Source organism: Streptomyces sp. NPDC004266 (assembly GCF_042874095.1).
Lineage (GTDB): Bacteria > Actinomycetota > Actinomycetes > Streptomycetales > Streptomycetaceae > Streptomyces.
In genome coordinates this window covers 157,408-170,564 of record NZ_JBIAMM010000006.1, presented here as the reverse complement: position 1 = coordinate 170,564, position 13,157 = coordinate 157,408, and the positions used below count along the sequence as shown (strand labels likewise).

Annotated in this window: 9 protein-coding genes; 4 read left to right on the top strand and 5 right to left on the bottom strand. The window is 73.1% G+C overall.

What is annotated here, in order from left to right; genetic code table 11:
- The first annotated feature begins 9 nt into the window (after nt 1-9).
- Together ACFYUZ_RS16870 and ACFYUZ_RS16865 are read left to right on the top strand one after the other, a co-directional pair.
- Nucleotides 10-1,695 (top strand): AMP-binding protein, encoded by a 1,686-nt coding sequence (locus tag ACFYUZ_RS16870; protein ID WP_389309720.1) that lies wholly within the window; start codon nt 10-12, stop codon nt 1,693-1,695.
- Nucleotides 1,692-3,305, top strand: coding sequence for an AMP-binding protein (locus tag ACFYUZ_RS16865; RefSeq protein ID WP_389309718.1), 1,614 nt, complete (start codon nt 1,692-1,694; stop codon nt 3,303-3,305). The genes ACFYUZ_RS16870 and ACFYUZ_RS16865 overlap by 4 nt, the downstream gene beginning before the upstream one ends.
- A gap of 106 nt (nt 3,306-3,411) precedes the next feature.
- Here ACFYUZ_RS16865 and ACFYUZ_RS16860 read toward each other — a convergent pair whose 3' ends face one another.
- The 4 genes from ACFYUZ_RS16860 to ACFYUZ_RS16845 form a co-directional block, all read right to left on the bottom strand.
- Nucleotides 3,412-5,694: an NACHT domain-containing protein gene (locus tag ACFYUZ_RS16860; protein WP_389309716.1), complete on the bottom strand. Its 2,283-nt coding sequence runs from the start codon at nt 5,692-5,694 to the stop codon at nt 3,412-3,414.
- Between the two features lie 135 nt (nt 5,695-5,829).
- Nucleotides 5,830-6,360, bottom strand: coding sequence for a GNAT family N-acetyltransferase (locus tag ACFYUZ_RS16855; RefSeq protein WP_389309714.1), 531 nt, complete (start codon nt 6,358-6,360; stop codon nt 5,830-5,832).
- A 19-nt stretch (nt 6,361-6,379) separates the two neighbouring features.
- Nucleotides 6,380-7,198, bottom strand: a complete 819-nt coding sequence (locus ACFYUZ_RS16850) for a TIGR04222 domain-containing membrane protein (protein ID WP_389309711.1) — start codon at nt 7,196-7,198, stop codon at nt 6,380-6,382.
- A gap of 88 nt (nt 7,199-7,286) precedes the next feature.
- Nucleotides 7,287-7,745, bottom strand: a complete 459-nt coding sequence (locus tag ACFYUZ_RS16845) for a hypothetical protein (protein ID WP_389309708.1) — start codon at nt 7,743-7,745, stop codon at nt 7,287-7,289.
- Nucleotides 7,746-8,859: 1,114 nt separating this feature from the next.
- Between ACFYUZ_RS16845 and gcl the strand changes: the two genes are divergently transcribed.
- Nucleotides 8,860-10,647: a glyoxylate carboligase gene (gene gcl, locus ACFYUZ_RS16840; RefSeq protein ID WP_389309706.1), complete on the top strand. Its 1,788-nt coding sequence runs from the start codon at nt 8,860-8,862 to the stop codon at nt 10,645-10,647.
- 12 nt (nt 10,648-10,659) lie between these two features.
- Here the strand turns inward: gcl and ACFYUZ_RS16835 are convergent, their stop codons facing one another.
- Nucleotides 10,660-11,673, bottom strand: a complete 1,014-nt coding sequence (locus ACFYUZ_RS16835; protein ID WP_389309703.1) for an ArsR family transcriptional regulator — start codon at nt 11,671-11,673, stop codon at nt 10,660-10,662.
- Between the two features lie 58 nt (nt 11,674-11,731).
- Here ACFYUZ_RS16835 and ACFYUZ_RS16830 point away from each other — a divergent pair, with 58 nt between their 5' ends.
- Nucleotides 11,732-12,934 (top strand): MFS transporter, encoded by a 1,203-nt coding sequence (locus ACFYUZ_RS16830; protein WP_389309700.1) that lies wholly within the window; start codon nt 11,732-11,734, stop codon nt 12,932-12,934.
- The last annotated feature ends 223 nt before the right edge of the window (nt 12,935-13,157 follow it).

The following is a 13,157-nucleotide window of genomic DNA, read 5'->3' as shown; positions in this document are numbered from 1 at the left end:
GGAGGACACATGACGGCCACGAGCGCGACCGGTGCGACGGAGAGGTTCCGGGCCGCCCGGGACTTCCTGCTGCAGCATCGCGAGGACTACGAGACGGCCTACGAGGGCTTCGCCTGGCCCCGGCCCGACCGTTTCAACTGGGCGCTCGAATGGTTCGACGTCATCGCACGGGACAACGACCGCACCGCGCTGCACATCGTCGAGGAGGACGGCTCCGAGACGCGGGTGAGCTTCGCCGAGATGTCCGCACGCTCCAACCGGGTCGCGAACTGGCTCCGGGCCCAGGGCGTGCGCGCCGGCGACCGGATCGTCCTGATGCTCGGCAACCAGGCCGAGCTGTGGGAGACCGTGCTCGCCGCGATGAAGCTGCGCGCCGTCCTCATCCCCGCCACCCCGCTCCTCGGCCCCGCCGACCTGCGCGACCGCGTCGACCGGGGCCGCGCCCGGCACGTCGTCGTGCGCGCCGAGGACACCGCCAAGTTCGACGACGTCCCCGGGGACTACACCCGGATCGCGGTCGGCGGCGACGGGGTGGACTGGCTGGGGTACGAGCTCGCCGCCCGGGAGTCGGACGTCTTCGAGCCCGACGGCGCCACCCTCGCCGACGACACCCTGATGCTGTACTTCACCTCCGGCACGACCGCCCGCCCCAAGCTGGTCGAGCACACCCACACCTCGTACCCCGTCGGGCACCTCTCGACGATGTACTGGATCGGCCTCAAGCCCGGCGACGTGCACCTCAACATCTCCTCGCCGGGCTGGGCCAAGCACGCCTGGTCCAACCTCTTCGCGCCGTGGAACGCCGAGGCGACCGTCTTCATCCACAACTACACCCGCTTCGACCCGGCCCGGCTCATGGACGAGATGGAGCGGGGCGGCGTCACCAGCTTCTGCGCCCCGCCGACCGTGTGGCGGATGCTGATCCAGGCCGACCTGGGCCGGCTGAAGACCCCGCCGCGCGAGGTCGTCGCCGCCGGCGAGCCGCTCAACCCCGAGGTCATCGAGTCGGTGCGGCGCGCCTGGGGCGTCACCATCCGGGACGGCTTCGGCCAGACCGAGACCGCCGTCCAGGTGTCCAACAGCCCCGGCCAGCGGCTCAAGGAGGGCTCCATGGGGCGCCCCAGCCCCGGCTTCCGGGTCACCCTCGTCGACCCGGTGAGCGGCCGGCCGGACGTCGAGGAGGGCGAGATCTGTCTCGACCTCTCCGCCCGCCCGGTGGGCCTGATGACCGGCTACCACGGCGACCCGGAGCGCACCGCGGAGGCGATGGAGGGCGGCTACTACCGCACCGGCGACATCGGTTCCCGGGACGCGGACGGCTACATCACGTACATCGGGCGCGCCGACGACGTCTTCAAGGCCTCCGACTACAAGATCAGCCCCTTCGAGCTGGAGAGCGCCCTCCTGGAGCACGAGGCCGTCGCCGAGGCGGCCGTCGTCCCCGCGCCCGACCCGCTGCGGCTCGCCGTCCCCAAGGCGTACGTCGTCCTCGCGGCGGGCTGGGAGCCGGGCGAGGAGACCGCGAAGGCCCTCTTCGCCCACTCGCGCGCGGTCCTCGCCCCGTACAAGCGGATCCGGCGCATCGAGTTCGCCGACCTGCCCAAGACCGTCTCCGGCAAGATCCGCCGCGTCGAACTGCGCCGGCTGACGGCGGAGGGCGGCGGCAAGGAGTACGCGGAAGGGGACCTCGCATGAACGCCGTGAACCTCTCGTACGCGCACGGGGTGTCGGAGACGCCGCTCCTCGGCGACACCATCGGCGCCAACCTCGACCGGGCCGTCGCCGCCTGGCCCGACCGCGAGGCCCTGGTCGACGTGCCGACCGGGCGCCGCTGGACGTACGCGCAGTTCGGCGCGGACGTCGACCGGCTGGCCGGCTCCCTGCTCGGCAGCGGGGTCCGCAAGGGCGACCGGGTCGGCATCTGGGCCGTGAACTGCGCCGAGTGGGTCCTCGTCCAGTACGCGACCGCCCGCATCGGCGCGATCATGGTGAACATCAACCCGGCCTACCGCGCCCACGAGTTGGCGTACGTGCTCCGGCAGGCCGGCGTCTCCCTGCTCTTCGCCTCGCTCGCCCACAAGACGAGCGACTACCGCTCCATGGTCGAGCAGGTGCGGGGCGAATGCCCGGAGTTGCGCGAGGCCGTCTACTTCGGCGACCCGACCTGGGACGCCCTGCTCGCCAGGACGCCCGGCGAGCTGCGCCCGGAGCCGCTCTCCTGCGACGAACCCGTCAACATCCAGTACACCTCGGGGACGACGGGCTTCCCGAAGGGCGCCACGCTCTCCCACCACAACATCCTCAACAACGGTTACTTCGTGGGCGAGATGATCGCCTACAGCGAGCAGGACCGCATCTGCATCCCGGTGCCCTTCTACCACTGCTTCGGCATGGTCATGGGGAACCTCGCGGCCACCTCGCACGGCGCCTGCATGGTCGTCCCGGCCGCCTCCTTCGACCCCGCCGCCACCCTCCGGGCGGTCCAGGAGGAGCGCTGCACCTCGCTGTACGGGGTGCCGACGATGTTCATCGCCGAGCTCAACCTGCCCGACTTCGCCGACTACGACCTCTCCACGCTCCGCACCGGGATCATGGCGGGCTCGCCGTGCCCGGTCGAGGTGATGAAGCGGGTCGTCGCCGAGATGAACATGGCGGAGGTGTCGATCTGCTACGGCATGACCGAGACCTCGCCCGTCTCCACCCAGACCCGTCGGGACGACGACCTGGAGCGCCGCACCGGCACCGTCGGCCGGGTCATGCCGCACGTCGAGGTGAAGGTCGTCGACCCGGCGACCGGGCTGACCGTCGAGCGCGGCGCGGCGGGGGAGCTGTGCACCCGCGGCTACGGCGTGATGCTCGGCTACTGGGACGAGCCGGAGAAGACCGCCGAGGCGGTCGACCCCGGCCGCTGGATGCACACCGGGGACCTCGCGGTCATGCGGGACGACGGCTACGTGCAGATCGTCGGCCGCATCAAGGACATGATCATCCGGGGCGGGGAGAACGTGTACCCGCGCGAGATCGAGGAGTTCCTCTACGGGCACCCCAAGATCGCGGACGTCCAGGTCGTCGGCGTCCCCGACGAGCGGTACGGCGAGGAGATCCTGGCCTGCGTGATCCCGCGCGACCCCGCCGCCCCGCCCACACTGGACGAGATCACCGACTTCTGCCGCGACCGGCTCGCCCACTACAAGGTCCCGCGCAGGGTGGAGATCCTCACCGGGTTCCCGATGACGGTGAGCGGCAAGGTGCGGAAGGTGGAGCTGAGGCAGAGGTACGGGGAGGGGAACGCCGAACAGGAGTGAGGTCCTCCGGCGGCCGGCGACTCCCGGGTCGCCGGCCCGTGCCGGTCGCCGTCGCCGGGGCCGCGTGCTCCCGAGAGAGCCCGCGACCCCGGCGCGGGGGCGCCTCCTAGGAGTCCAGGATGCTGTCCTTGCTCACCTGCGGCGCCTGGAGAATCCGCCGGACCCGCGGGGCCATGCCCCGGACGGGCAGGTAGATCTTGTTGCCGCTGGCCCGGGCGGTGGTGACCAGCTCTGCCGCGGTGAGTCGCTGGACCGCTTCGGGGACGAGCTCGCGGTGCTTGGCGTCGAGCCCCCGGAAGAGGGCGGACTCCTTGCGGCCGGTGCCCCTCTGCGCGTACACCTTCTTCAGTATGGTCAGCACCACTTTGTTCATCGGCGTCGTCTTCAGGGCCAGGATCCCCTTCCCCGTGGACATCTGAGCGTCGAACTGCGCCACTTCGCACTCGACGAACCGCTCGCCCTGGAGGGCCGACCAGCCGGCGACTCCTGTCATCTGCCCGATGAGGCAGGACTGGAAGTGAGGAAGCGCGTAGCCGTCGTAGTCCGTGAGATCGAGCTCCTGGATGACGCAGTCGTGGAAACTCAGCCAGTCGTAGCCCTTGGCGTCGGCGGACAGGGTGAAGCTGCGCAGTTCGATCTCGTGCAGCGCGATCGGCGTGCGCGCTTCGTCTCCGGGCCACAGCCGCGCGGTGACCCGGACGATGTCGGCGACCACCGCGTCCGACGCTCCGCCGCGCTGGAGGGAGACGGCCGACGAATAGGCGCGCCCCGGACTCGCACTGGCCTCCCGGCCCAGCTGTACGGCGGCCACGTCGATGCCGACCTCGTCCAGGCACGCGACACTGCCCGTCATCTCCATCAGCGGGCTCTCGGTGTTGGGTTCCAGCACGCAGGCCACGACGTCACCGGCCCTGGCGGCATCGGCCAGGGAGACGTCGACGAACCGCCGTGAGCCGTCGACGCTGTCCATGGCGCCGAGCCCGGGAAGCCGCTGCAGGAGCTGGTACGAGCCCTCGTCAGGGGCGTAGCCGCACACCGACTGGAAGACGGAGGTCAGTTCGTCCTGGGAGATGGGCCCCAGCCCGTCGGTGGACCGGCGCGCCTGTGTGGCGAGTCGCTCCAGCACCTTGCGGATGGTGAAGCCGTCGACCCCCATCTCCATGCTCGCCTCGCGCTCGGCGATGCGGTCCAGCATCATGTGCCATCCCTCGCCCGCCGAGCGCCCGAACGTGTCCTCCATGGAGTTCTGCAGTGCGCTCGACGAGCCCAGGTAGCTCAGCAGCAGCGGGCGTGAGGGCAGCCAGTCGGGGAGCGCCTCCTTCCAGCCGTAGGCGTCGAGGATCTTGCGCGCCTGCTCGTCGGTCGGCTCGCCGGCCATGAGGTACAGCGAGTCGTCACGGGTGCCGAGCGCCAGGCGCATCTCCCGCTCGCTGTCGAAGAAGTGTGCCCTGCCGGCCAGGACGACGGAGGTGGTCGGCCGTGATTCGCGACAGAACCGACGCACGAGCTCCACCGAACGGCGCCGGATGTCGCGCATGGCGGACGTCTTGCCGAGCCAGCCCGGCGTGGCGATCTCGTCGAAACCGTCGAGAATGAGCGTCACGTCGCCCGAGCGCCAGGCGCGGACGAGTTGGGTGGGATGGGGGAAGCCGATCTCGCGGGCGTGTCGCTCCAGGGCTTCCACGGGCCGGACCTGCCCCTGGTGGTCGCGCAGGTTGAGCAGGAGGGGGAAGGGCTTGAACGGGTCCTGCCGGTGCGCCTTGGCCAGCCGGCGGTACAGCTCGCGCAGGAACATGCTCTTTCCCGCTCCGTAGTCCCCGTACAGGAGGACGGACCGGCCCGTTCTGACCGCTTCGGCCACGCTCGTGACGGAGTACGGGTCCCCGGTGCCGCTCTCCGTCGGGTCGACGGCGACGTACGGCTTCAGGGCCTCGTGGTCTCCGCTGCTCGGCTCGCGTGCGCTGCCGAAGGGGTAGAGCGGCCGCAGTTCGAGGTACTTCAGGGAGTCGACGAGCTGGCCGCGCAACTGCGCGAAGCTGCACGCGACGAGGGGCTGGCCCAGGTTCTTGATGACGAGGCGCTGGTCGGCCGTGGGCTCTTCACGCGTGACGAAGAAGCCCTTGACCGACTTGAACGGGTGCTCCCGGGACTTGGCCAAGCACGCGTCGTACAGCTTCCTGCCGTCCTTCTCCGCCTTCTTCTTGAGGCGGGAGACGGTGCATTCGACGATGACGACGGAATCCGCGGTGACGAAGACGCCGTCCCGCTCCGCGGTGCCGATGTAGGTCGAACCCTGGAACTCGTTCTCCCCCGCGAAGAGCGCACGGGAGATCCGCAGCACTTCCGCCTCGAACGCGGCCTCTTCCTGTTGCTTCTCATCCGGTGCCAATGAGCCCCCTCGTCCGTGACTGACGTCACATCATATCCGCGGGTGGGAAGGTCAGTTCGTCCGCGACGAGGGTGTCACCGAGGCGAGCGGAGGTGGCCGCGAGCGGTTCCGTCCCCGGGCGGGACGGCGGGAGCGCTACGGGCCTCGGCGCGGCTCCACCTCCCGGCGCATGCAGACGCGGGGCCAGAGCGACAGGCCGTGGGCCGCCTCGGCGCGGCTGATGGCGCGCAGGCCCTCCGTCAGCGCCGGGTCGGAGTCGGCGAGCGGGCGGAAGCCGAGCCGCGTGTAGTACGGGGCGTTCCACGGGACCTCGGCGAAGGTCGTCAGCGTCAGGGCCGCCAGGCCCTGCTCCCCGGCGGCCGCCGCCAGATGCTCGATCAGCGCCCGGCCGACGCCCCGGCGGGCGGCGTCCGGGTGCACCGACACCTGCTCGATGTGGGCGGCGCCGTCGACCGTGTCCGTGAGCAGGTACGCGACCGGGCGGTCGGCGGCGTCCACCGCCACCCACGCCCGGCCCGCACGGCGGTAGGCCTCCAGGACGTCCAGGGGCAGCGGGTCGTCGTCGGCGACCGCCGCCATGCCGAGGGCGCGGAACGGCTCGCCCGCCGCCCGTTCGATGTCCTGGAGCAGCGGGAGTTCGGCCGGAGCGGCCGCTCTGATGCGCATACGACAGTATGGCGCGGCCTCAGCACGAGGCGCCGCCCGCCTCCGGACCTCCGCCCGCGGGGCGGTCGTCCCCGTACGCGCGGCCGTTCCCGGGCGGGCTGCCGTTCCCGGGCGGGCGGTCCAGGAGCCCGCCGTCGCGCGAGAAGCGGGGCAGGAACAGGGCCAGGGCCGGATCCCCGTACAGCGCCACGTACAGCTGGACGAGCCACCCGTCCGTCACCTCGCGCCGGTGCGCCGGCAGCGGATACCGCTCCCGCAGGTCGCCGAGGAGCCGCCGTGCCGCCCCGGTCGTGTCCGGCAGCCGCAGCAGCGCCGGCGCCACGAGGACCGGCGGCGCCGCGGCCGCGAGCGCCACCGCGAGGCCCGCCCCCGACGCCCCGGCCGCGAACGGTCCGGCCACCGCCGTCACCGGTACGCACCCCAGGAGCGCGCGGGCGGCCCACAGCCGCGCCGGCGGCCGCAGCAGCCCGGCACCGCACAGTTCGCCGCGCAGCGCGTCCACGGCCCGCCGGGCCTCGGGGCGCTGCGTGAGCGTCCGCAGCGCGAGGGCGCGGCGCAACGCCCCGTGCACCCCGAGCTGTACGGGGTCGCGGGTCCGGCCCGGCCCGCCGTTGGCCCGAATCGTACGTTTGCGGCCCGCGGCGACCGCCCCCCGCTGGTGCAGCGCCACCAGCGCCACGGTGACGGCCGCCCGCCGCCCGCCGCGCAGCAGCGCGAGGGCCTGCGGAGGCGGCACGTCGCTCGTGCCGCTCGTCCCGCTGCGGGTTCTCAGCAGAACGGCGGCGAGCAGCAGCTCCCCCCACGCCGCTCCGATGAACCACCACGTCCCCGTCGGCATGACGCCCACCCCCCGAGGGTGTTGTGCCCGGCGGAGCGTGATCGTCACGCGTGAATGGCCGATTTCGGATGCCGAGGAGTTGTGAGGCTCAGGCGCCGCCCGCCGTCAGTCCGTCCGCGGCGTCGTTGACCGGCTGCGGAGTGCCGGTGAGGTCGAGGACGAAGAGCGGGAGGCCGACCTCGGCGGCGCGCGAGCGGGCCTCCGGGGTGTAGCCCGCGAGCGAGAAGAACACGCTCACGGCGGCCGTGCTCAGTCCGTTGAGCCAGAGGCACTCGACGGCCCGCAGCCCGGTGGGCCGGGTGCTCGGGTCGACCTGGGCGAGCAGGCCGGGGGCCCGCAGGTCCACGCCGGACGCGGGGCGCTCCTCCGGCTGCACGACGTCCCTGAAGCCGAGCCAGCGCAGGTACTCGGCCGCCGCCGCGACCGCGTCCCGCGAGGTCCGGATCGTCACCGGCCGGAACGCCCCGCGCAGCGGGGCCGGGCGGGGGGCCGTGGACGGCGGCGGGACCCGCGCGGGATACCGCTCGGCGAACGTACGGTGCCCCACCGGCCCGGCCGCGTCCGCGCCCCGCCCCACCGGCCCGGCCGCGTCCGCGCCGTGCCCGACGGGTCCGGCCTCGTCCGTACCGCGCCCGACCGGACCGGCTCCGACCGGTCCGGTCCCGTCCGTGCCATGCCCGCCCGGATCGGCCCCGACCGGACCGTGTCCGACCGGCCCGGCCCCGCCTGCGCCGCTCCCCGCCGGGCCGGTGAGGCCACGGGTCTTCGGTCCCGGACCGAACCACGGGGAGCCGGCGTCGCCGGACGTACCCCCGGCCGTCCCGGCTCCGCCGGTGGCGGGGGGCCTCGTCCCGAACCCGTTCGCACCGGGCCCGTTCGCACCGGCCCCGGTCGCCTCCGGGCCGTGCCCCGTACCGGTTCGGCCGGGAGCGGCTCCGCCCGCACCGGGAGCGTCGGCACCGGGCCCGCCCGCACCGGCTCCGCCCGCACCGGACCCGTCCCGTCCTCCCGCCGCTCGCGGGCGCGGCGGGTCGGGGGTCACCGGGGGCGGCGAAGGAAACGTTCCCGGCTCCCACGGCGGGACGACGGGATCGCCCGTTCCGGCCAGGCCGGCCGTCGGGGCGTTTGAACCGTCGGCGGCGGTCCCGTCCGTCGCCGGGGCCGGTTCCGCCGGGCGCACCGGTACGCGCAGCACCGTCCCGCAGGGGCAGCCCAGCTCCGGGTGCGGCCAGTCGTTCTCGTGGCCGCAGGCCCCGCAGCGGACGGTGACCCATTCGTCCGCCCAGTTCCGGTGCGTGATCGGCTCCGCGACCGCGCCCGCCAGGACCGGCGGCGCGACGGGGCTCCCGCACGCGCAGGGGAAGACGGGTGCCGCGTACGCCTGCGTGCGCAGGCATTCCGGACAGCGCACCGGTACCGACTCGCCCACAGCCCCACCCCCTGTCGTTCCGCCCCATCGTCCACCCATCCGGTGGCCGGGGGGAGGGTGTTCGGCCACTTCCGTGATCCCGGCGGGCGGACTTCTCTTGACGGCTCTCCGAACCCCGACCTACATTGCTTCCGTATAGCAGAACAGCATTTCCGCATTACGGAAACAGGCGCCGGGCCTCCCGAGACGAGGCGCCCGCCTGGATCCGCCCGGCCGAAGCAGGAGCACTCCCATGCCTCGTATGACCGCCGCCGCAGCGGCCGTTGAGATCCTCAAGCGCGAAGGCGTCACCCAGGCGTTCGGCGTCCCCGGCGCGGCGATCAACCCCTTCTACCGCGAGCTCAAGAACGTCGGCGGCGTCGGCCACACGCTCGCCCGCCACGTCGAGGGCGCGTCCCACATGGCCGAGGGCTACACCCGTGCCAAGGCCGGCAACATCGGCGTCTGCATCGGTACGTCCGGCCCCGCCGGCACCGACATGATCACCGGCCTGTACTCGGCGATCGCGGACTCGATCCCGATCCTGTGCATCACCGGCCAGGCCCCGGTCTCGAAGCTCCACAAGGAGGACTTCCAGGCCGTCGACATCGCCTCGATCGCCAAGCCGGTCACCAAGGCCGCGACGACCGTCCTGGAGGCCGCGCAGGTCCCCGGCGTCTTCCAGCAGGCCTTCCACCTGATGCGCTCCGGCCGCCCCGGCCCGGTCCTCATCGACCTGCCGATCGACGTCCAGCTGACCGAGATCGAGTTCGACCCGGAGACCTACGAGCCGCTGCCGGTCTACAAGCCGTCCGCGACCCGCGCCCAGGCCGAGAAGGCGCTGAGCTTCCTCCTGGAGGCCGAGCGCCCGCTGATCGTCGCCGGTGGCGGCATCATCAACGCCGACGCCTCCGACCTGCTCGTCGAGTTCGCCGAGCTGACGAACATCCCGGTCATCTCCACCCTCATGGGCTGGGGCACCATCCCGGACGACCACGAGCTCGCCGCCGGCATGGTCGGCGTCCAGACCGCGCACCGCTACGGCAACGCGACCTTCCTGGAGTCGGACACCGTCATCGGCATCGGCAACCGCTGGGCCAACCGCCACACCGGTTACAACATGGACGCCTACACCAAGGGCCGGAAGTTCGTCCACGTCGACATCGAGCCCACCCAGATCGGCAAGATCTTCGCCCCCGACTACGGCATCGCCTCCGACGCCAAGGTCGCCCTGGAGCTCTTCGTCGAGATCGCCAAGGAGTGGAAGGCCGCCGGCAAGCTGCCGGACTTCTCCGCCTGGGCCGCCTCCGCGCAGGAGCGCAAGGCCACCCTCCAGCGCCGCACGCACTTCGACGACATCCCGATCAAGCCGCAGCGCGTCTACGAGGAGATGAACAAGGCCTTCGGCCCGGAGACGCGTTACGTCACCACCATCGGCCTCTCCCAGATCGCGGCCGCGCAGTTCCTGCACGTCTACAAGCCGCGCCACTGGATCAACTGCGGCCAGGCCGGCCCGCTCGGCTGGACGATCCCGGCCGCCATCGGTGCCGCCACCGCCGACCCGGAGACCCCGGTCGTCGCGCTCTCCGGCGACTACGACTTCCAGTTCATGATCGAGGAGCTGGCGGTCGCCGCCCAGCACAAGGTCCCCTACGTCCACGTCCTCGTGAACAACGCCTACCTCGGTCTGATCCGTCAGGCGCAGGGCAACCTCGGCATCAACTTCGAGGTCAACCTCGAGTTCGAGAACATCAACACCCCGGAGATCGGCGTCTACGGCGTCGACCACGTCAAGGTCGCCGAGGGCCTGGGCGTCAAGGCCATCCGCGTCACCGACCCGGACAAGCTGGGCGAGGCCCTGGAAGAGGCCAAGAAGCTGGCCGTCGAGCACCAGGTCCCGGTCGTCGTCGAGGCCATCCTGGAGCGCATCACCAACATCGCGATGAGCAAGACGGTCGACATGAGCGACGTCACCGAGTTCGAGGACCTGGCCACCGAGCCCGGCCACGCGCCGACCGCGATCAAGGCCCTCCAGGTCTGATCGTCCCCCTCGTCAGAGGGACCGACCCCCGCCCCGAGGAGCACCGGGGCGGGGGTCTCCCTGTGCGGCCACCAGGACCGCGCCCGCCTCCGTCCACTCGTACAGCACCGAGCGGCCCGCCCGCCCCCGCCGTACGAGCCCGGCGTCGAGCAGCACCCTCAGGTGGCGGCCGACCGAGCCGAGGCCCTGGCCGGTGAGCGCCACCAGCTGGCTGGTGGACAGCGGCGTCCGGAGGCGTACGAGCACCCCGGCGCGGGCCGTCCCCAGCAGGGCCCCCAAGGCCTCCGGGACCGTCGGGCCGGCCGTGTCCGCGAGGGCTCCCGCGCAGGCGTAGACGACCGCGTAGCGCTCCGTCCCCTCCCAGGACACCCAGCCGGTCGCCGGTGTCACCGGCACGAACAGCAGCCGCCCCCCGTCGACCGAACGCGGCGGATGGTCACGGGTGTTGACCTGGAGCCGCCCGTCGCCGAGCCACCGCGTCCTCCCCGGATACAGCTCGTCGAGCGCCGCCGCCCAGCCGCCGCGGCTCAGCAGCGCCGTCCGCGCCAGCACGTCGGCCTCCAGGATCCGCCGCCGCCGCGCCCACTCCGGCCGCACGGTCTCCCGCCACACCCAGCCGAGCACGTCCGCGAGCCGCTGCGGCAGGTCCCGTGCCGAGCGCAGCGGCTCCGGCACCGGTCCGCCGATCGCGACCGCCAACTGGTCCACGGCGTCGGCCGGTCCGGTCGCCAGGACCGCCTCGGCCTCCTCCTCGAAGCTCCGCTCGCGGTCGCCCAGCGGGGTGGGGGTGAGGAAGTCCGCGTTCCAGGTGGGCCCGATCGCGGCCCGCACGAGCAGCGCGTCGAGCGGCTCGGCCGCGAGCCGCTCCCGGTAGGCGGGCAGGTGCCGGGAGAGCCAGGCGCGCTCACCCGGATGCGAGGCCGCCGCCGCGTGCAGGGCCTTGAGCGAGGCGACCGTCTCGGCGAGCGGCGAGAGCACGAACGAACTCCCCGCCAGGGTGTCCGTGCCGATCCGCCACCAGCCCATGTTTCGCCTCCCCGCGAAACATTACCGATGGCCCGCCGCGCCCTCCGAGACTCCCCGCATGCCCCGCTACCGCGCGCTCTTCCGCACCCCCGAGTTCACCCCGCTCTTCCTCACCGGCGCCGTCCACACCGCCGCCCAGACCGTCGCCGGACTCGGCCTCGCCACGCTCGTCCTCCGCACGACCGGGTCCCCCCTCCTCTCCGCCCTGGCCCTCTTCGGCCCCTCGCTCGCGCAGCTCCTCGGCGCGACCACCCTGCTCTCCGCCGCCGACCGGCTGCCGCCGCGCACCGCGCTCTGGGGCATCGCCCTCTTCTTCGCCCTGGGCACCGCCGCCCTGGCGGTCCCCGCCCTGCCGACCTGGGCGGTCTTCGTGATCCTGCTCGCCGAGGGGCTCGCGGCCTCGCTGGGCGGCGGGGTGCGCCACGGGCTCCTGAACGAGATCCTGCCGCGCGGGGAGTACCTCCTGGGCCGCTCCGTGACGAACATGGCCACCGGCGCCTGCCAGATCGGCGGCTTCGCCACGGGCGGCCTTCTCGTCGTCCTGCTCTCGCCCCGCGGCACGGTCCTGGCCGGCGCCGGGCTCTACCTCGCCGCCGCCCTGACCGCGCGCCTCGGGCTCGGGGCGCGTCCGCCGCGCGCCGCCGGGCGGCCCTCGGTCGTCGAGACCTGGCGCACCAACGGACGGCTCTGGGCCGTGCCCGCCCGCCGCCGCGCCTACCTGGCGCTCTGGGTGCCGAACGGTCTCGTCGTCGGCTGCGAGTCCCTCTTCGTGCCGTACGCCCCCGAGCGCGCCGGGCTCCTCTTCGCCTGCGGCGCGTTCGGGATGCTGGTGGGGGACACCGTCGTCGGCCGCTTCCTGCCGGCGCGGCTGCGCGGCCGGACCCGCTTCCCGCTCCAGGCGCTGCTCGCGGCCCCGTTCCTGCTGTTCGCCCTCGGTCCGGGGCTTCCCCTCGCGCTCGTCCTGGTGACCGTGTCGGCGGTCGGGTACGGGGCGAGCCTGCTGCACCAGGAGCGGCTGATGACGCTGGTGCCGGAGGAGCTGGGCGGTCACGCCCTCGGGCTGCACACCTCGGGGATGCTCGCCCTCCAGGGGCTGAGCGCGGCGCTGGCCGGCGCCCTCGCCCAGTACGCGTCGCCGCGCACGGGGATGGTGCTGCTCGCCCTCGCCTCGCTCACGGTGACGCTCCTGCTGGCCCGGGCGGAGGGGAGGGACGGGGCCGGCGGGGTGCCGCTCGGCCGTGACCCGGCCGGCGTGCGCTGACTTCCGTACCCGCAAAAGAAGAAGAGCGCGGAACCAGGGACCGTAAACCTGGTTCCGCGCTCTCCCGTTGGTGACCGCCCGGCGGCACGAGGCTGGCGCGACAGGACGTTCGCGTCGCCGGGCGGAGTCTCGGGATCCCCACGGAGGGGGCGTTGGGACCGCGGCGGTGCCGACGGGCGCCGTGGCGGTTCCCCTTCCTTCAGGTCAAGAAGGGGGCCCGGCG